The organism is Streptomyces rimosus subsp. rimosus (assembly GCF_000720725.1).
Classification (GTDB): Bacteria; Actinomycetota; Actinomycetes; order Streptomycetales; family Streptomycetaceae; genus Streptomyces; species Streptomyces rimosus_A.
Genome location: NZ_JOCQ01000050.1, coordinates 21,920 through 39,197, shown reverse-complemented (window position 1 = coordinate 39,197; position 17,278 = coordinate 21,920). Strand labels below are relative to the sequence as shown.

General features: G+C 71.3%; 18 protein-coding genes. 8 read left to right on the top strand and 10 right to left on the bottom strand.

The window, feature by feature from the left end:
• Positions 1-106: 106 nt before the first annotated feature.
• Complete coding sequence (locus IH45_RS0124755) at positions 107-601, top strand: DUF4265 domain-containing protein (protein ID WP_030672489.1); 495 nt, start codon at positions 107-109, stop codon at positions 599-601.
• A 20-nt stretch (positions 602-621) separates the two neighbouring features.
• Here IH45_RS0124755 and IH45_RS1000000150135 read toward each other — a convergent pair whose 3' ends face one another.
• On the bottom strand, positions 622-819 hold the full coding sequence (locus IH45_RS1000000150135; RefSeq protein ID WP_234440653.1) for a RapZ C-terminal domain-containing protein: 198 nt from the start codon (positions 817-819) through the stop codon (positions 622-624).
• The gene (locus IH45_RS01000000144055) at positions 734-1,018 is read right to left on the bottom strand and encodes a RapZ C-terminal domain-containing protein (RefSeq protein WP_234440656.1); all 285 of its coding nucleotides are present in this window, start codon (positions 1,016-1,018) and stop codon (positions 734-736) included. Before IH45_RS01000000144055 ends, IH45_RS1000000150135 begins: the two co-directional genes overlap by 86 nt.
• Between IH45_RS01000000144055 and IH45_RS1000000148920 the strand changes: the two genes are divergently transcribed.
• On the top strand, positions 1,017-1,577 hold the full coding sequence (locus tag IH45_RS1000000148920) for a hypothetical protein (protein WP_158813253.1): 561 nt from the start codon (positions 1,017-1,019) through the stop codon (positions 1,575-1,577). The genes IH45_RS01000000144055 and IH45_RS1000000148920 overlap by 2 nt on opposite strands.
• 61 nt (positions 1,578-1,638) lie before the next feature.
• On the opposite strand, the gene IH45_RS0124740 is transcribed toward IH45_RS1000000148920, so the two are convergent.
• From IH45_RS0124740 to IH45_RS0124725, 4 genes are all read right to left on the bottom strand, one after another.
• Positions 1,639-2,019, bottom strand: coding sequence for a tetratricopeptide repeat protein (locus tag IH45_RS0124740; RefSeq protein WP_030672485.1), 381 nt, complete (start codon positions 2,017-2,019; stop codon positions 1,639-1,641).
• Positions 2,020-2,256: 237 nt separating this feature from the next.
• Entirely contained in the window at positions 2,257-2,703 is a 447-nt protein-coding gene (locus tag IH45_RS0124735; protein WP_394298705.1) for a cupin domain-containing protein, read from the bottom strand.
• Between the two features lie 163 nt (positions 2,704-2,866).
• Positions 2,867-3,457 carry a dephospho-CoA kinase gene (coaE, locus tag IH45_RS0124730; RefSeq protein ID WP_030672480.1) on the bottom strand — a complete coding sequence of 197 codons (591 nt, stop codon included), beginning with the start codon at positions 3,455-3,457 and terminating at the stop codon, positions 2,867-2,869.
• Positions 3,458-3,590: 133 nt separating this feature from the next.
• Entirely contained in the window at positions 3,591-4,538 is a 948-nt protein-coding gene (locus IH45_RS0124725; protein ID WP_030672476.1) for a proteasome assembly chaperone family protein, read from the bottom strand.
• An 817-nt stretch (positions 4,539-5,355) separates the two neighbouring features.
• On the opposite strand from IH45_RS0124725, the gene IH45_RS0124720 reads away from it, so the two are divergent.
• The 3 genes from IH45_RS0124720 (at position 5,356) to IH45_RS0124705 (ending at position 7,221) form a co-directional block, all read left to right on the top strand.
• Complete coding sequence (locus tag IH45_RS0124720; RefSeq protein WP_050515152.1) at positions 5,356-6,360, top strand: right-handed parallel beta-helix repeat-containing protein; 1,005 nt, start codon at positions 5,356-5,358, stop codon at positions 6,358-6,360.
• A gap of 117 nt (positions 6,361-6,477) precedes the next feature.
• Positions 6,478-6,819, top strand: a complete 342-nt coding sequence (locus IH45_RS1000000151080) for a transposase (protein ID WP_394298704.1) — start codon at positions 6,478-6,480, stop codon at positions 6,817-6,819.
• Positions 6,820-6,891: 72 nt separating this feature from the next.
• Positions 6,892-7,221, top strand: a complete 330-nt coding sequence (locus tag IH45_RS0124705) for a hypothetical protein (RefSeq protein WP_030672467.1) — start codon at positions 6,892-6,894, stop codon at positions 7,219-7,221.
• 174 nt (positions 7,222-7,395) lie between these two features.
• Here the strand turns inward: IH45_RS0124705 and rpsA are convergent, their stop codons facing one another.
• Positions 7,396-8,913: a 30S ribosomal protein S1 gene (gene rpsA / locus IH45_RS0124700; protein WP_030672464.1), complete on the bottom strand. Its 1,518-nt coding sequence runs from the start codon at positions 8,911-8,913 to the stop codon at positions 7,396-7,398.
• A gap of 372 nt (positions 8,914-9,285) precedes the next feature.
• Between rpsA and IH45_RS0124695 the strand changes: the two genes are divergently transcribed.
• Both IH45_RS0124695 and hrpB read left to right on the top strand, forming a co-directional pair.
• Entirely contained in the window at positions 9,286-10,134 is an 849-nt protein-coding gene (locus tag IH45_RS0124695) for a class I SAM-dependent methyltransferase (RefSeq protein ID WP_030672461.1), read from the top strand.
• 112 nt (positions 10,135-10,246) lie between these two features.
• Positions 10,247-12,832: an ATP-dependent helicase HrpB gene (gene hrpB / locus IH45_RS0124690; protein ID WP_030672458.1), complete on the top strand. Its 2,586-nt coding sequence runs from the start codon at positions 10,247-10,249 to the stop codon at positions 12,830-12,832.
• A gap of 92 nt (positions 12,833-12,924) precedes the next feature.
• On the opposite strand, the gene pgfA is transcribed toward hrpB, so the two are convergent.
• The 3 genes from pgfA to IH45_RS0124675 all read right to left on the bottom strand — a co-directional run bounded on the left by pgfA (position 12,925) and on the right by IH45_RS0124675 (position 16,198).
• Complete coding sequence (gene pgfA, locus IH45_RS0124685; protein ID WP_032918256.1) at positions 12,925-13,917, bottom strand: cell envelope lipid trafficking protein PgfA; 993 nt, start codon at positions 13,915-13,917, stop codon at positions 12,925-12,927.
• Between the two features lie 18 nt (positions 13,918-13,935).
• A complete protein-coding gene (locus IH45_RS1000000148060; protein ID WP_107058711.1) occupies positions 13,936-14,070 on the bottom strand; it encodes an SPW_0924 family protein in 135 nt (44 codons plus the stop codon).
• A gap of 292 nt (positions 14,071-14,362) precedes the next feature.
• Entirely contained in the window at positions 14,363-16,198 is a 1,836-nt protein-coding gene (locus IH45_RS0124675) for a lytic transglycosylase domain-containing protein (RefSeq protein ID WP_030672453.1), read from the bottom strand.
• 155 nt (positions 16,199-16,353) lie between these two features.
• On the opposite strand from IH45_RS0124675, the gene IH45_RS0124670 reads away from it, so the two are divergent.
• On the top strand, positions 16,354-17,214 hold the full coding sequence (locus tag IH45_RS0124670; protein WP_030672450.1) for a DUF4184 family protein: 861 nt from the start codon (positions 16,354-16,356) through the stop codon (positions 17,212-17,214).
• Positions 17,215-17,278 lie beyond the last annotated feature (64 nt).

Here is a 17,278-nt window from a genome sequence, read left to right as displayed (position 1 = left end):
CGGTTGCGGAGCCGGTGGAGGGCCGCGTGATTTCCCGGACCAAGGGCAGCCGGACCTGCGTTCGATGTGTGAAGGCGAGTGCGCGATCATCTGGACCGTGACTTCTATGACTCCGTCCGGGCCCCTCGCCGCTGAGAACAACCGGATCAAGGTGTGGTTCCGGTTTGTGCCGCGTGAAAGCTGGCTGCCCCATGACACCGAGGGGCTGTGGGCAACGCGGCTGAGCGCCGATACTGCCCGGGTGGAGAACGCCCCCTTCCTGCAGAACGGGGTCGCCGAGGGCGAGATCGTGCGCTTTGTGACGGATGCAGACGGTCTCCACTGGTCGAAGGAACGGGTGAAGGCATCGGGCAACTGCACCATCCGCGTCCTGCCCGTTCCGTCCGGTCCGCTGGGACAAAGCGCTCACGCTGTTCACGAGCAGCTGTCGCCGTTCGGCCTGGGTGGGGAGGTCTTCAGCGAAGAGTTCCCCTTGGTCGCCTTCACCGTGCCAGCCGAGGCAGATCTTGCCGGGATCAAGGCGCTGCTCGTCCGCGGTGTGGAGGACGGGTGGTGGCACTTCGAGGACGGCTGTGTCACCGATGCATGGCGCGAGGCATAGCCCAGCAACCAGCGCCTGCCTCACTGCGGCGCCTTCAGGACGCGGGGAAGGTGGACGTGGAGGTGCTCGACTTCGACATCACGACCGTGTTCGCGGAGTGCTCGGGCAAGGAGTTCTGCAAGTCCGCTGGCCCTATGGCGACCGCCGGCGCATCCGATCGCGATGCGCCGGGCCTGCCGGGAGGTTGGCGTAGACCGCGAGGTTGTCGAGCGGTTCACGGGCGCCGGGGGTGTTCAGGACGATGTCCTGGACGCGGGGGTTGAGGCCGTCGAGATCGAGGATGTCGCGGGCGGCGGCGGGGTCGCGGAGCCGGTCGCGGACGTCCTCGATCCGGTCAGCGGTCGGCGGGATCGGCCTGCCGTCCGGGTCCGTGGGCAGGTGCAGGTAGCCGAACGAGATCAGGCTTATCGGGTGCATGCGGAGACTCTCCTGGCGGTGTGGGAGGGGCGGGTGGGTCGGCGAAGACGGGCATGCCGAGGTCGACCAGCTGTGGTCGGCCGTCGGCTGGGATGCGCTTGAGGCTGTTGAGCTTGGCGTTGGCGGCGTCGAGGCTGACCTGGAGTCCTTCGGCTTCGCCGAGCCAGCCGTTGGCGCGGGCCTCGCGGATGCGCTCGCGGAGGTTCTGAATGATCTCGATGAGTCGGGATCGCTGGCGGGGGCCGATCTGGAGGTCGGGGCAGCGGATGCAGGCTTCTCTGAACTATCGGTAGCGGGTGCGGTTTACGTCTCGACAGGGCCGATTGCGGTGTTCTGCGCGCGCAGGGTGTCGTCGTATTGGCGACGGTCGAACTGGAACGGACCGAACGCCGTGTACTCGCGGGTATTGCGATGGGGTTGCTCAAAGGAGTCCCAGATCACGGAGTCGGTCGTCGCGGTGATGCGGGCCATGAGGGGCCAGCATCCCCATTCGCCGCATTCACAACCGGGAACGGGTGTTTTCGGCCCCATCGCGTTGGTGGACCGTCCGAGGAAGTGATCCTGCATCGGGCCGAACCAGTCACCGCAAGGGAGATGTGACGGCGGCTCGGCCGTCTGGTTTACGCCTCCGGGGCTGCCGGGGGCTCGAAGCGGGCGGCCTCGATGAAGTCTGGGCGGGGGTCCAGGGCTGCGGCGAGGCGGAAGTGACGTTGGGCCTCGTCGGGGCGGTTGGCACGCTGGAGGGTTCGGGCCAGGGCGAAGTGGGCGAACGCGTTGTCCGGTTCGCGTTCCAGGACGATCTGGAATTCCAATTCGGCCGGGCGGAGTTGGGCGGCGTGGAAGAAGGCGCGGGCGCGCAGCAGGCGGGCCGCGGTGTTTTCCGGGTGAGCCGCGATGAGCGGGTCCAAGAGTTGCACGGCCCCACGCGGGTCGCGGGCCTCCAGCAACTGCTCGGCGGCCCGGAAGTCGATGACGTTCGTCTCGGGGCTGCGTTCGGCCACGGCGTCTCCTCTTCCGTATTACGGACCACCACCCATCGCATGACGCTCGCCGGCTCGGTGCGGGCAAGCACATGCGTCGCCCGTTGTGCGGGCGATACGTGCGGGACAACAAGCGCGTCGCTCGTCGCATTCCCCACTCGGGCCGGCCCGCAATCATGTATCAACGACGCCGAGAATGAGGGTGCGCCAGACAGGTGGTGGGGCACAGCTGGGTCTGCTCTGCGCCGCCGAGCGCGCTCACAAGCTGATGTGGTAAGCCTTTCGCAACGTTTCGTGCACAGTCCAGCGCGTACGGTCGCCTTCACGCAGTACGCAGGCATCGCCCGGGCCCACTTCCAGGGCCGGACCGTCCTCGACCTCGATCGTTGCCCGGCCGCTGACGACCACGAAAAGTTCGTTCACCTCGGTGTCCGTGACGACACCCGGGGTGATCTGCCAGATTCCCCGTATCTGCTTGCCGTCCGGGGACTCCCACAGGACTTTGCCGGTCACCACCGGGTCGCCGGAGACGATCTGGGCGGGATCCAACGGTTCAGGCTCCAGTTCCGCGTCGGGTACGCCGGGGATGTGGATGGCGAAGGAGCCGACGGGCGACGAAAGGGCCGGAGGAGGCGGAGAGGCAGTAGAGGCTGAGGGGGTTCCGGAGGGCGAGGGCGAGGTGGAGGCAAGATCAGGCCGGTTCATGGCGGCGAGGATAGCCGCGCTGTCAATGTGCGTTGCTCCGCCTTCAGCCGCAGCGGGGCGACATCCGCCCAGCACCGCGCCCCACTCCCGAGAGCAAATCTATGCAGCGAATAAGTGCAGCGAATCAGTGCAGCAGGTCACTGCAACTGGTCAGTGCAGCAGGTCAGTGCTCCCGCACCCGCTCCCACACCTCACGCACCCGGGGCTCCAAAGCCTCCAGCGGACCGTCGTTGTCGATGATCAGGTCCGCGATCGCCAGGCGCTGCTCGCGGGTCGCCTGTGCTTCCATGCGGGCCTTCGCCTCGTGCTCGGTCATGCCGCGCAGGCGTACCAGCCGGTCGAGCTGGGTGCGGGGCTGGGCGTCGACGACGATGACCAGGTCATACAGGGGCGCGAGGCCGTTCTCCGTAAGCAGGGGTACGTCGTGGACGACCACCGCGTCCGGCCTCGCCGCGGCTTCCAGTTCGGCCGACCGCGCACCCACCAGCGGATGCACGATCGCGTTCAGCGCCCGCAGCCTCTCGGGGTCGGCGAACACGATCGCGCCCAGCTTGGGCCGGTCGAGGGTGCCATCCGCGGACAGCACATCCGGGCCGAACTCATCGATCACAGCGGCGAGTCCGGACGTACCCGGCTCGACCACCTCGCGTGCGATCTTGTCGGCGTCCACAATCACCGCTCCGTACGAGGCGAGCAGCCGCGAAACCTCGCTCTTGCCCGCGCCGATACCACCCGTAAGCCCCACCTTCACCATGCGGCCCACGCTACATCGCAGGAGGAGGCAAGAGGGAAGACGGGCAGTCCGTTCCCCGGCGCAGCCCCACACCACCTATCCCAGGCCCGACCCCTCGGGTGCATCCCCTTCAGCCCCTTTTCGGCCGAGCCTTTCAGATCCCTCCCCCTTCTCCCTCCCTCTCCGCCAGAAAGCGCTCCAGTTCCCGCCCGATCTCCTCGGCCGAGGGCAGTTCCATCGGCTCGGCCACCAGGTTCCCGCGGCTCTCCGCGCCCGCCACGGCGTCGTACTGGTGCTCAAGGCCGCTGACCAGCGCGACCAGTTCCTCGTCACCCTCGGAGATCTGCCGTTCGATCTCCTCCTGGGTGCGCAGCGCCTCCGTGCGCAGCGCGTGCGCCGCGGTCGGCAGCACCAGACCGGTGGCAGCCGTGACCGCCTCCAGGGCCGTCAGCGCCGCGTCCGGATACGGGGACCGGGCCACGTAATGCGGTACGTGCGCGGCCACGCCCAGCACGTCGTGTCCGGCCTCCGCGAGCCGGAACTCGATCAGCGACTCGGCGCTGCCGGGCACCTGGGCCTCGTCGAAGACGCTGGCGTGGCCGGGCATGAGGTCGGTGCGGTTGCCGTGCGGCGTGATGCCCACGGGGCGGGTGTGGGGGACGCCCATCGGGATGCCGTGGAAGTTCACCGCGAGCCGTACGCCGAGCCGCTCCACCATCTGCCGTACCGCGGCCGCGAAGCGCTCCCACTCCACGTCCGGCTCCGGACCGGACAGCAGCAGGAACGGCGCGCCGGTGGCGTCCTCGACGAGCCGCAGCTCGATGCTCGGGGTCTCGAACGCGGTCCAGCGGTGGCGCTGGAAGGTGAGCAGCGGCCTGCGGGCGCGGTAGTCGACGAGCCGATCGTGGTCGAAGCGGGCGACGACCCGGTGGGAGAGGCCGCCCAGCAGCCGGTCCACGATCTGGTCGCCGGTCTCACCTGCATCGATGTAGCCGTCGAAGTGGTACAGCAGCACCAGCCCCGCGGAGTCCCGCGCAGTGATCGCCTCTACTGCCGCGAGCCCGCTCGGCTCCCATTCGTACAAACCCTGGGGATCCAACACAGTGTCCGCTCCTCCTCGATGTCCGTCCCCCAGAACGTCCTACGTGCCGTCGGCATTCCCACCGCCGATCATGTCCCCACAACTCCCACCACAGCCTCCCCTCGACGCCCCGCGCCCCCCTCGACGCCCCTCGACGTTCCGTGCTGCCAGGCGGCTTCGACGTGCGGCATCAGGCGCCAGCGCCGGCAGAGGGATGCGAGGAGTTCGGTGCGGGACTGCGGTGCGGGACTTAGGCTCGTGGATCTTGGCGCCTTGGGCGACGGTGTGCCGCTCACGCGCCTTCGGCGACAGCTTCCCGTACGCATCGGCATCCGTACGCATCGGCATCCGTACGCGCCGGCATCCCGTCCCCGTACACCGGCCGGGTAGCCGCACACGTCGATCTTGACGGTACGGAAGCAGACCGAGGCGGCGCCGTCGGCAACCGTGCGCGAGGTGTGGATGTACGCACTCGCGTTCACATTGGTGAACACTCCGAGCAGCATGCCGAGTTCGCGGCAAGATTCGAGCGTGATCCCCCACCGCGGGGCGCAGTCACGTCCGGCCTTGCCCAGTTCGCTCACCCGTCCTCATACCCACGGCCCGTGTCGTCCGGCAAGACACGAATCCGCACCCGCAAGATACCCGCAGCGGCACCTCACTCCGACCCCGCGAGGCCCCGCGAAGCCCCAACGCCCCACCACGCCCAGCAGGTTGACCGGGCATCGATAGGTGCTACCTTCACCCCCGTTCCCCGTTCATGTCGAAGACCATCGTTCACGTACAGAAAGGCATACGAATGCACCCGCGCCCCCTTCTGTCCATGACCGCCCTGCCCATGACTGCCCTGTCCACGACCGTCCTGCCAAGGACCGCCCGATCGACACCCGCCGCCCTGCTGAGCGCCGGAGCCCTGCTGATCACGATCACCTCCACCCCGGCCCACGCAAGCACCCCCGCCCCCACCCGCACCATCGACGTCTCCACCGCCCCAGAGCTGAAGAGCGCACTGTCGGCCGCCAAGCCGGGCGACACCATCCGGCTCGCGGACGGTACGTACAAGGGGAACTTCCGGGCCAGCACGGCAGCCGGAGCCTCCTCGCGGATCGTCCTCACCGGCTCGGCCAAGGCCGTTCTGAGCGCGGGCGGTGGCTACGGGCTGCACCTGGACGGCGCCTCGTACTGGACGGTCCGCGGCCTGACCGTCACCGGCGGCCAGAAGGGCATCGTGGCGGACGCGGCGCGGGGCGTCGTCCTCGACTCCGTCACGGTGCACGGCCTGGACATGGAGGGCGTGCACTTCCGCAAGTCCAGCAGAGACGGTGTCATCAAGGACTCGAAGATCTACGACACCGGGCGGGACGGCCGGGGCATGGGCGAGGGGGTGTACGTGGGCAGTGCGGGTGGCACCGGGGACAAGAGCGACAACGTGCAGATCCTGCACAACACGATCGGGCCGGGCGTCGGTGGCGAGAACATCGACATCAAGGAGGGCACGACCGGCGCGAAGATCATCGGCAACACCTTCGACGGCAGCGGGCTGACCGGGGCGCACTACGACGACTCGTGGGCCGACATCAAGGGCAACAAGGTCCTGGTGGAGGACAACACCGGCAAGCACACGCGGAACAACGGATACGAGACGCACAGCCAGCAGCCGGGCTGGGGCTGCGGCACGGTCTTCCGCGGCAACCGGTCCGACCTCAGCGGCGCGACCGGCCCGAACCGCTACGGCTTCCACATCACCAACTACCAGGCGGGCAGCTGTCCGGTGACGATCACCGGCGACAACAAGGTCACCGGCGGACGCGGAATCGCCACTCCGGGCGTGCCGGTCGGCTAAAGCGTGTCTTAGGTCGGTGTTCAGCTCGACGTGCTGCCCCGTGATGATCATGGTGTGGGGCGTGGAGATCCCGGATGAGCAGCGGTCAGCGTTGGAGTCGTTGTTCCTGCGGCCGGTGTGAATCGCAGGTCGCCGGGTCGGCGGCGGTGGGTGGACGGTGCGCGGTGGAGGGTGCGGACCGGGGTTCCGTGGCATGATCTGCCGCCGCCCGAGTACGGGCACTGGCAGACCGTGTACGGACCCTGGCAGCCCGCGTACGGGCTGTTCCGGCGATGGCAGCGGCAGGGAGCGTGGGCCCGGTCCCGCGAGAACCGCGCCTACCTGTGCAGACGCGGTACCGCACGCACGATCCCGGAGCCGACCGATCAGGTCCGTAACCGACGCGGCCGCGCCGGTGGCCGCCCGCCGGCTGTCGACCGGCAGGAGTACAAGGTCACGCACGCGAACGAATGGCTGTGACCTGCCGGAGGTGTCAGTCCCGCATGCCATCCTGGCCTCGGCCAGGCCGGTGAGTGAAGGGACGGCAGTTTCATGGGCGCTGCGTACTATCGCGCCGACAGCGAGAACGGTGACCACGTCGATGATCCGTCCGAGGACGCGTTGTTCATGCTGATCGACGATCTCAACGACTCGGACAACACCTTTGTCGTCATCCAGCCCGACGAAGACGCCCCTGCCTGGTTCACCTCGGTCGCCGTCCTGGATGAGGGCGGCTATGAGATTGTCCGCCGCGACGCCACCCGACGCGAGCACGACGTCAGCACCGAAACCAGCATCGACCGGATCGCCCACGACCTCACCATCTGGATGGCCGCCCGCCACTTTCCGGCACGGCCAACCCAGCACACCAGCAACTCCTAAACAGGCACTAGCCGGAAGCCCCCCACTCCACTCCCGCAGCCCGAACACAACGCAAAAACACAACACCCAAACAACACCCGAACACGACGAAGGCCCGCCCCCAAGGGGAGCGGGCCTTCCATGTCCTGCCGGTCGCTACCGGGAAGCCCGGTCAGCGCCTACCGGCCGACGCGTTCAGCTCTGGCCGCCGGCCAGCTTCTCGCGCAGCGCGGCCAGGGCCTCGTCCGACGCCAGGGCGCCGGAGTTGTCGCTCGACTCGGAGGAGTACGAGCCACCGGAGACGTTGCCGCCGCCGGCGTTGCCCGAGCCGCCCGCGGCCGGAGCCGCAGCGCCCTCGGCCGCAGCCTGCTCGTCGGCCTCGCGGGACTTGATGACCTGGGCCTGGTGCTGCTCGAAGCGCTGCTGCGCCTCGGCGTACTGGGTCTCCCACGCCTCGCGCTGGGTCTCGTAGCCCTCGAGCCAGTCGTTGGTCTCGGGGTCGAAGCCCTCGGGGTAGATGTAGTTGCCCTGGTCGTCGTAGGACGCGGCCATGCCGTACAGGGTCGGGTCGAACTCGACCGCCGTCGGGTCGGCGCCGAAGGACTCGTTGGCCTGCTTCAGCGACAGCGAGATCCGGCGACGCTCCAGGTCGATGTCGATGACCTTGACGAAGATCTCGTCGTTGACCTGGACGACCTGCTCCGGGATCTCCACGTGGCGCTCGGCCAGCTCGGAGATGTGGACCAGGCCCTCGATGCCCTCGTCGACGCGGACGAACGCACCGAACGGCACGAGCTTGGTGACCTTACCCGGGACGACCTGACCGATCTGGTGGGTCCGGGCGAACTGCTGCCACGGGTCTTCCTGGGTCGCCTTGAGCGACAGGGACACGCGCTCGCGGTCCATGTCGACGTCCAGGACCTCGACCGTGACCTCCTGGCCGACCTCGACGACCTCGGACGGGTGGTCGATGTGCTTCCAGGACAGCTCGGAGACGTGGACCAGACCGTCGACGCCACCCAGGTCCACGAAGGCACCGAAGTTGACGATCGAGGAGACGACGCCGGAGCGCACCTGACCCTTCTGGAGGGTGGTGAGGAAGGTCTGGCGGACCTCGCTCTGGGTCTGCTCCAGCCAGGCACGGCGGGACAGGACCACGTTGTTGCGGTTCTTGTCCAGCTCGATGATCTTGGCCTCGAGCTCCTTGCCCACGTAGGGCTGCAGGTCGCGCACGCGGCGCATCTCGACCAGGGAGGCCGGCAGGAAGCCGCGGAGGCCGATGTCGAGGATGAGACCACCCTTGACGACCTCGATGACGGTACCGGTGACGATCCCGTCCTCTTCCTTGATCTTCTCGATGGTGCCCCAGGCACGCTCGTACTGGGCGCGCTTCTTCGAGAGGATCAGGCGGCCTTCCTTGTCCTCCTTCTGGAGGACCAGGGCCTCGATCTCGTCACCGACGGCGACGACCTCGTTGGGGTCGACGTCGTGCTTGATCGAGAGCTCGCGGCTCGGGATAACGCCTTCGGTCTTGTAACCGATGTCGAGCAGGACCTCGTCCCGGTCGACCTTCACGATGACGCCGTCGACGATGTCGCCGTCGTTGAAGTACTTGATCGTCTCGTCGATCGCGGCGAGGAAGGCTTCCTCGTTACCGATGTCGTTGACCGCAACCTGCGGGGTGGTGGCGGTGGTCTCGGTGCTGCTCGTCATGTGGGAAAGGGCTCCGGTACGGACATTGAAGTCGTAGGTACTGCTACGCCGGGAGCCTGTATCGCTTCTGCATAAGACCGGACAGCGTCAAAGACACCTGTGACGGCACTCCGAATGAACCGAAGCACCGGCGGCGTCCCGAAAACCGAGGGGACATACATACAGATGCGAGCGCGACCTGCTCCGTCTGAGGTGCGCAGGCCCGCAGCGCAACTTGTAGCATACGGGGGCAGCCGGACACGGTCAATGCGCGAAGGCGCACACCCGGGGCGGAACGCCCCATAACCGGCACACGCCATGTTCCGCGAGGCCAACACGGCCTCGCCGAGACCGGCAGCCACAAGCTCAGCGAAGAGTACGACGACGGGCGCGATGATCCAAGAGTACGAGCCGGAGGCGACACGACGTGCCGCCTCGGACACGGAGAGCAGCCGGGCCAGCCGCGGCTGGTGGGACCGCAACGCGGACGAGTACCAGAACGAGCACGGAGCGTTCCTGGGGGACGACCGTTTCGTGTGGGGTCCCGAGGGGCTGGACGAGGCGGAGGCCGGGCTGCTGGGGCCCGCGGCGGAGCTGAAGGGGCGGCGCGTCCTGGAGATCGGGGCGGGCGCGGCCCAGTGCTCGCGCTGGCTGGCGGCGCAGGGCGCCCGTCCGGTGGCGCTCGACCTCTCGCACCGCCAACTCCAGCACGCGCTGCGCATCGGTACGGACGCGCGGCCCGACGGCGACGGCCCGGAACCCGGCGTGTCGCAGGCGGTCGCGCTGGTCGAGGCGGACGCCGGCGCGCTGCCCTTCCGCGATGCCTCCTTCGACCTGGCCTGTTCCGCGTACGGGGCGATCCCGTTCGTCGCCGATCCGGTGCGGGTGATGCGCGAGGTGCGGCGGGTGCTGCGGCCGGGCGGGCGCTGGGTGTTCTCGGTGACCCACCCCATCCGCTGGGCCTTCCCCGACGAGCCGGGCCCGGAGGGGCTGAGCGTGGGCGCGTCGTACTTCGACCGCACGCCCTACGTCGAGCAGGACGAGGCGGGCCGCGCGGTGTACGTGGAGCACCACCGGACGCTGGGCGACCGGGTGCGGGACGTGGCCGCGGCGGACTTCCGGCTGGTGGACCTGGTCGAGCCGGAGTGGCCGGAGTGGAACAACCAGGAGTGGGGTGGCTGGTCGCCGCTGCGCGGGAACCTCATCCCCGGTACGGCGATCTTCGTCTGCGTCGCGGACTGATCGAAGGAACGGTCCGGCACCGGCCGGGGAGAGTCGAAGGAACGGTTCGGCACCAGCCGGTACGGAACGGTCCGGCACCGGCCGCTACGGCACGGTCCGGGAGACTGGTGACGTGATCCGCCACGACGCCCTCGCCCAGTTGCCCGTACGCACCGCCCTGCCCGCGCTCCGCCAAGCGCTGGACGGGCACGGCGCGGCGGTGCTGTGTGCGCCGCCGGGCACCGGCAAGACGACCCTGGTGCCGCTGGCCCTGGCCGGGCTGACCGGGCCGGAGGCTCCCGCCGACCCCTGCCGGGTGATCGTCGCCGAGCCGCGCCGTATCGCGGCCCGGGCCGCCGCGCGGCGGATGGCCTGGCTGCTGGGTGAGCAGGTGGGTGAACGGGTCGGCTTCACCGTGCGCGGCGAACGCCGGGCGGGCCCCCGTACGGTCGTCGAGGTCGTGACCACCGGTGTGCTGCTGCAACGGTTGCAGCGTGACCCCGAACTTTCGGGTGTCGACGCGGTCGTGCTGGACGAGTGCCACGAACGGCATCTGGACGCCGACACCGCCGCCGCCTTCCTCCTCGACGTACGGGCGACGCTGCGCCCGGAGCTGCGGCTGCTCGCGGCCTCGGCGACGACGGACGCCGAGGGCTGGGCCGGGCTGCTGGGCGGGGACGGCGCGAACGGCGCGGACGGCGGCCCGGCGCCGGTCGTGGAGGCCGCCGGGGTCTCCCACCCGGTGGAGGTCGTCTGGGCACCGCCGGAACGCCCGGTGCGGCCCGCCCACGGCATGCGGGTCGATCCGGCGCTGCTCGGACACGTCGCGGCGACGGTGCGGCGGGCGCTGCGCGAGCGCCCGGGCGACGTGCTCTGTTTCCTGCCCGGCGTGGGGGAGATCGCGCGGGTGGCGGGGCAGCTGGGCGATGTCGCGGCCGACGGTACCGAGGTTTTGCAGGTGCACGGGCGGGCGCCGGCCGCCGTACAGGACGCGGTGCTGTCCGGCGGCTCCGGGCGGCGGGTGGTGCTGGCGACCTCGGTGGCCGAGTCGAGCCTGACGGTTCCGGGCGTACGGGTGGTCGTGGACTGCGGGCTGGCGCGGGAGCCCCGTACCGATCATGCGCGCGGGCTGAGCGCGCTCACAACCGTACGGGCCTCCCAGGCGTCGGCCCGGCAGCGCGCGGGACGGGCCGGGCGTGAGGCGCCGGGGACGGTCTACCGCTGCTGGTCCGAGGGCGAGGACGCGCGGCTGCCGCGTTTCCCGGCGCCGGAGATCAAGGTCGCGGACCTCACCGCGTTCGCGTTGCAGGCCGCTTGCTGGGGCGATCCGGACGCAGCCGGTCTGGCCCTGCTCGACGCGCCGCCCGCGGGCGCGCTGGCCGCCGCGCGCGAGGTACTGACCGCCATCGGCGCGGTGGACGCGGACGGCCGGGTCACGGACCGGGGCGTACGGATGTCCCGGCTGGGCGTGCACCCGCGCCTCGCGCGCGCCCTGCTGGACGGCGCGCGGCAGGTCGGCGGCCGCCGTGCCGCCGAGGTGGTCGCGCTGCTGAGCGAGGAGCCGCCGCGGGAGTACGGGGACGATCTGGCCGCCGCGTGGCGTGCGGCCCGGCGCGGGCAGGACGCGTATGGCACCCGCTGGCGCCAGGAGGCCCGTCGGCTCGCCTCGGCGGTGGCGGGGGCGGGGGCGGGCGATACGCATACGGAGCCCGCCTCCGAAGCGGCGCACGGCTCCGACGACGCGGCCGCCGGCCTGGTGGCCGCCCTGGCGTTCCCCGAGCGGGTGGCGCGGGCCCGGGGCGCGGGCGCGTTCCTGATGGCGTCCGGGACCGGCGCCGAGCTGGGGGACGGGTCGCGGCTGCGCAGCGCGCCGTGGCTGGCGGTGGCGGTGGCCGACCGGCCGGTGGCGGCGGCGTCCGCGCGGGTGCGGCTGGCGGCGGAGATCGACGAGGACACCGCGCGTACGGCGGCCGGGGCGCTGTACGCGGCGGGCGAGGAGGTCCGCTGGGCCGACGGGGACGTGGTGGCCCGCTCCGTCGAGCGGCTCGGCGCCGTCGAGCTGGTCACCCGCCCGCTGCGCTCCCCCGACCCCGCCCTCGTCCGGGAGGCGCTGGCGGACGGGCTGCGCCGGGCAGGGCTGGGGCTGCTGCGCTGGACCGACGGCGCTCGGTCGCTGCGGGACCGGATGGCGTTTCTGCACCGGGTGCTGGGCGGCGAGTGGCCCGACGTGTCGGACGCGGCGCTGCTGGCCGAGCTGGACACGTGGCTGGGTGTGGAGCTGGGCCGGGCGCGGCGGCGTGCCGACCTGGAACGGGCCGACGCGGGCCAGGCGCTGGCCCGGCTGCTGCCGTGGGCGAGCGGGGCGGCGGTCCGGTTCGACGAGCTGGCGCCGGAGCGCATCGAGGTGCCGAGCGGGTCGCGGGTGCGCGTGGACTACGGCGGTGAGCAGCCGGTGCTGGCCGTCAAGCTCCAGGAGCTGTTCGGCTGGCAGGAGTCGCCGCGGGTGGCGGACGGTCGCGTGCCCGTACTCGTCCACCTGCTGTCCCCCGCCGGGCGCCCGGCCGCGGTCACGGCCGACCTGGCGTCCTTCTGGCGGGACGGTTACCGGTCCGTACGGGCCGAGCTGCGCGGCCGCTACCCGAAGCACCCCTGGCCGGAGGACCCGTCCGGCGCGCAGCCGACCCGGTACACGACGGCCCGTCTGAACAGGAGGAGCTGACCCCGCCCGTCTCAACGAGCGGAGCCCCACCACCTCTCGACAAGCCGAGCTGACCCGCCGCCGCTCGGCAAACGGAGCTGCCCCACCGTCCCTCAAGCCAAGCCGACCCGCTCGGGCCGCTCCGGCTCCGGACGGTCGCGCTCCGGGCGGCGTCCGCGGGCCTCCAGGATCAGGCTGACCGTGAGGAGCGCGGCGCCGAGGGCGAGGAAGCCCCACGGAAGGTAGCTGGTGAGGAGCAGGACGAGCCGGCGCTGCGAGGTGACGAGGCCGACCGTGGCGTCCACGTAGTCCGGCCGCATCTTCACGTGCCCGGAGAAGGCGGTGACCTTGCCGCCGCCGGGGACGAGGCCGCCGCCGCGCAGCTCCTCCTTGTGGATCTCCTCCCCGTTGACGGGCGCCCCGGTGACCGGCTCCACCCAGAACATCCGCTTGGTGCTGTACCACCGGGTGGTGCCGGATTTCGCGACGGCCTCCGAGGTGATGCCCTGGACCGGCAGCTTCTTCGGGAAGGGCACCTTGGTCCAGGGGATGGTCTGCTCGAAGTAGTAGACGTCCAGGCCGCGGAAGGTGCGCACGCCCTTGTAGTGGATGGGGGCGCTGGTGCGGGTCTGCGCGTCGAAGTAGTCGTAGTCCCGCTGTTCGGTGAGGAACGGCCACTTGTACTCGATGCCGGTACGCCGTACGGGATCGCCGTCGACCATCTCGCCGGTGGCGTGCACGGGCTCCTGGGTGTGGGCGTCGAAGATGTAGCGCTCGGGGATCCGGGAGACCATCTTGCCGTCGGGCCCGGCGACGTAGGAGAGCGCGTCCCAGACCACCACGTCCCGGCCGGCGGTCTTCTCGATGCGTTCGGACTCCTCGACGTTGCCCTTGAGCGTCTGGACGATGGAGACCTTCGGGACCTGCCGGGCCCGCATCGTGCCGTAGTCGAGGAGGGTGGCGGGCTTCGCCTCCAGCACCGTGTCCTGGTACTGGTTCGGCGGGATCTTGGCGAGGCGCGGGAAGGCGTACCAGCGCAGCAGCGGCGACAGTGCGGCGAAGAAGACGGCGAACGCGAGCAGGACCAGGCTGGCTTTGCGTCGCATGGCGGCGGCGTCCCTCCCTCAGGGGTGTGCGGGGACGGTGGTGCGCAGCGGTTCGGGGGAGGTCCCGCCGCCGGGCGCGCCGGCCGCGGTGACGGCGAGGATGAGGGCGAAGGCCGCGGCCAGTCCGATCGCGGCGGCTGTCAGTGCGCGCATGCTCGGCCTCCCGGGGAGCCGCGGTGCGGGGCCGGCGTGCCGTGCGCCCGGGGCCGGGCGCGTGCCGTGTCGCGGGCTCCGGTGAGCTGATAGGGCGTCAGGGGCGGGGGCACCGTAGCAACGGGCGGCGCAGATGAGAACACGTTGCACCGACAGCGACGGCGTCGGCGACGCGACAGCGCGCCACCGTCCGGCGGCGGAACCGCCACCGCCGTCCGGCTCGGGCGGGAGCGGGACGGCGGTGGCGGTGTGGTGCGACGGCGCCGGTGGGGTGGCGCGCTGCGCGCGGCGGTTACGGCGTGACGGTCAGCTCGACGGTCAGGACCGCGCCGTCGGCGGTGGTCAGGCGCAGCAGGAACGTGCCCGCGTGCCGGTCGGTGCGGATCTCCGGCAGCTTGAGCAGGCCGTCGGCGCCCGTCTTGAGCGTCAGGCTGCGGACCTGCTTCCCCTTGTCCGCACCCTTGCCCTCGTCCTTGCCCTTGTTCTCGTCCTTGCCCTTGTCCTCGGTCCCCGCGAAGTAGGGGCCCTTGTCGTTCTCGGCGGGCTGCTTCGGGTCGTCGGTGACCATCGTCGCGGTCACCTCGGCACCCGCCGCGACCTTGCCCTTGTATGTGGCCTTGATCTCGACGGCGCCCTCGGCGAACGCGGTGCCGGCCTTCGCCGTCAGCTTGGCGTCGGACGTACGGGCCAGCGCGTCGGCCTTGGGGGCGGGCGCCGGCTTGGCCTTGACGGTGGCGCCGACCTCGGACGCGGGCACCTTGCGGCCCACGGCGGTCGCGCGGACGGTGAAGCCGCCCGCCTTGTCGCCCGCGTTGATGCGGGGCGCGGTGGCGATGCCGTCGGCACCGGTCCGCACCGCGACGTGGTCGGCCTTGCCCGGGAAGCGGGCACCGGTCTCGCCGACGATACGGAACTCGACGGGCACGCCCGCGACCGGCTTGCCCGCGGTGTCCTTCGCCCGCACGCGCACGATCTGCCCGAAGTCCTCGCCCACGGTGGCCGTGAGGTCCTTGGCGCCGGCCTGCTCCAGCTCGGCGACGGGCGCGGGGGTGGGCTTCGTCGGCGGCTTGGTGGGAGGCGTGGTGGGCGGCTTGGTCGGCTCGGTGGGCTTGGGGGTGCCCGGGCCGGTGGGCGGGGTCGTCGGCTTGCTGCCGCCCGGCTTTCCGCTGCCGTTGCTGCCCGGCTTGGTGGTCGTGCCGCCGCTGTGGCCCGCGCCCGGTCCGGTCGTACGCCCCGGAGTGAGCCCGGCGCCCGGGGTGGGCTTGGTGCCCTGTCCGTTGCTCACGCCACCGCGGTGGACCGGCAGCAGGCCCTTGCCGTCGGGGACCTCGTGGGTGCCCTTGCGGTAGAAGGCGAGCCAGGACAGCACCGTGTTCAGGTACTTCTGCGACGGGTTGTAGCCGAGGACGGCCTTGTCCAGATCGGCCTGCGTCCCCAGGTCGCGCCCGTTGGCGCACAGGTAGCGGCCGGCGCCCAGGGCCGCGTCGTAGATGTTGTTGGGGTCCGCGAGGCCGTCGCCGTTGCCGTCGGCGCCCCAGCCCTTGCCGTCGGGGCCGCCCTTGGACCAGGTCGAGGGGATGAACTGCATCGGGCCGACCGCGCGGTCGTGCGTGGTGTCGCCGTCGAAGGTGCCGCCGTCGGTGTCGGCGATCATCGCGAAGCCCTTGCCGTTGAGCTGGGGGCCGGTGATCCGCTGGAGGGTGGTGCCCTCGGCGTCCACGGCGCCGCCGCGGGCGTGGCCGGATTCGACCTTGCCGATGGCGGCGAGCAGCTGCCAGGGCAGCCGGCAGCCGGGCTGCGACTGGGCGACCCGGGCCTCGGCCTTCTTGTAGGCGTCCAGGACGGTGGCGGGTATGCCCGCCTCGGCCGGGCCGGTGCCGACCGGGCCGCCGGTGCCGGGCGAACCGCCGGGCTTGACCGGGCTGTTGAGGGGCGGCAGGTCGGTGTAGTAGGGCGAGCCGCCGTCGATGGGGGCGTCACCGGCGGGCGCGGGGTCCTTGGCGCCGTTGCCGGTCCTGCTCTCGGCCGCTCCCGGGGCCTGGGAAGCGGTCAGGGCGGCCAGCGCGAGCGCCGCCACCGCCGTCGAGGCCGCTCCCTTGCGGAGCCGCCGCCCGAATGTGGCTGCCATCTGTGCCCGTCCCCTCAGCGTTGATCCACCGCACGCACGGCGCCGTGGCGCGCTCCCCGGCGCTCCCAACTCACGTGACACTACGACAACTTCCGGCGGTCTTCTACTGCTCGCAACGCCAGACATACTGATCCTAAACGATCAGGGAGAGAGCCATGCCGTTCACACTCAGCCACGCTGCCGCCGTGCTGCCGGTGCTGCGCCGCACCGGGGAGGCGCGCGGGCCGCTGGTCGCCTCGGCTCTCGTCGCCGGGTCGTTCGCGCCGGACATCACGTACTTCGCGGACAGCGTGCTGCCCGGCGCCATGCTCTTCGGCGACTTCACGCACGGGATACCGGGCGTGCTGACCGTGGACGTGCTGATCACCGCCGTCCTCGTGGGCGGCTGGCTGCTGCTGCGCGAGCCGCTGGTGGCGCTGCTGCCGGCGGCCTGGCGCGGCAGGGTGTACGCGGTGGTACGCGGACGGCCGCGCACCGGCGGCCTGCCGGTCGCGGCGTACCTCGCCCGGTTCTACGCCTCGGCGGTGCTGGGAGCGCTGACCCACATCGTCTGGGACGCGTTCACGCACCCGGGTCGCTGGGGCACCCGGCTGATCCCCGTGCTGAACGAGGTCGTCGGGGGCTTCCCGCTGTGCATGTACATCCAGTACGGCACGTCGGCGCTGGCCCTGGGCGTGATCGGCTGGTTCCTGTGGACGGCGCTGCGGCGGGTGCCGGATCCGGCGGTGCCGGCCGGGCTGCCGGTGCCCGCCGGCGGGCGGCTCCCGGCCGTGGCGCTGCTCACGGTGTGCCTGCTGGCCGGGGCCGTGCACCGGACGTTGCGGGCCCGCGCCGAATTCGGGGACCGGGCGGTGACGTGGTTCGACTACGTACCGACCGTGCTCTTCGGCGCGGGCGCGGGCCTCGCCCTCGGGCTGCCGCTGTACGCGCTGGCGGCGCGGCTGCTGCACCGCCGCGACCGCGCGCCCCTGGCCGACGGCAGCGCCGCGTACGACCGCTCCGGCTCCCGGCGGTGAGCGGCGTCTGCGGGCGCACCCGTCCGCGGACGCCGTACCGCCCGGATCAGTGCGCCCCCGTACG

What these genes read in the sequence shown, in the direction of transcription:
- rpsA (WP_030672464.1), bottom strand. Translation starts at nt 8,913, where the DNA reads ATGACGAGCAGCACCGAGACCACCGCCACCACCCCGCAGGTTGCGGTC.
- IH45_RS0124735 (WP_394298705.1), bottom strand. Translation starts at nt 2,703, where the DNA reads ATGAACCGGCCTGATCTTGCCTCCACCTCGCCCTCGCCCTCCGGAACC.
- IH45_RS0124675 (WP_030672453.1), bottom strand. Translation starts at nt 16,198, where the DNA reads ATGGCAGCCACATTCGGGCGGCGGCTCCGCAAGGGAGCGGCCTCGACG.
- IH45_RS0124705 (WP_030672467.1), top strand. Translation starts at nt 6,892, where the DNA reads ATGGGCGCTGCGTACTATCGCGCCGACAGCGAGAACGGTGACCACGTC.
- IH45_RS0124670 (WP_030672450.1), top strand. Translation starts at nt 16,354, where the DNA reads ATGCCGTTCACACTCAGCCACGCTGCCGCCGTGCTGCCGGTGCTGCGC.
- IH45_RS1000000148060 (WP_107058711.1), bottom strand. Translation starts at nt 14,070, where the DNA reads ATGCGCGCACTGACAGCCGCCGCGATCGGACTGGCCGCGGCCTTCGCC.
- pgfA (WP_032918256.1), bottom strand. Translation starts at nt 13,917, where the DNA reads ATGCGACGCAAAGCCAGCCTGGTCCTGCTCGCGTTCGCCGTCTTCTTC.
- IH45_RS0124695 (WP_030672461.1), top strand. Translation starts at nt 9,286, where the DNA reads ATGATCCAAGAGTACGAGCCGGAGGCGACACGACGTGCCGCCTCGGAC.
- IH45_RS1000000148920 (WP_158813253.1), top strand. Translation starts at nt 1,017, where the DNA reads ATGCGGAGACTCTCCTGGCGGTGTGGGAGGGGCGGGTGGGTCGGCGAA.
- IH45_RS01000000144055 (WP_234440656.1), bottom strand. Translation starts at nt 1,018, where the DNA reads ATGCACCCGATAAGCCTGATCTCGTTCGGCTACCTGCACCTGCCCACG.
- IH45_RS0124720 (WP_050515152.1), top strand. Translation starts at nt 5,356, where the DNA reads ATGACTGCCCTGTCCACGACCGTCCTGCCAAGGACCGCCCGATCGACA.
- coaE (WP_030672480.1), bottom strand. Translation starts at nt 3,457, where the DNA reads ATGGTGAAGGTGGGGCTTACGGGTGGTATCGGCGCGGGCAAGAGCGAG.
- IH45_RS0124755 (WP_030672489.1), top strand. Translation starts at nt 107, where the DNA reads ATGACTCCGTCCGGGCCCCTCGCCGCTGAGAACAACCGGATCAAGGTG.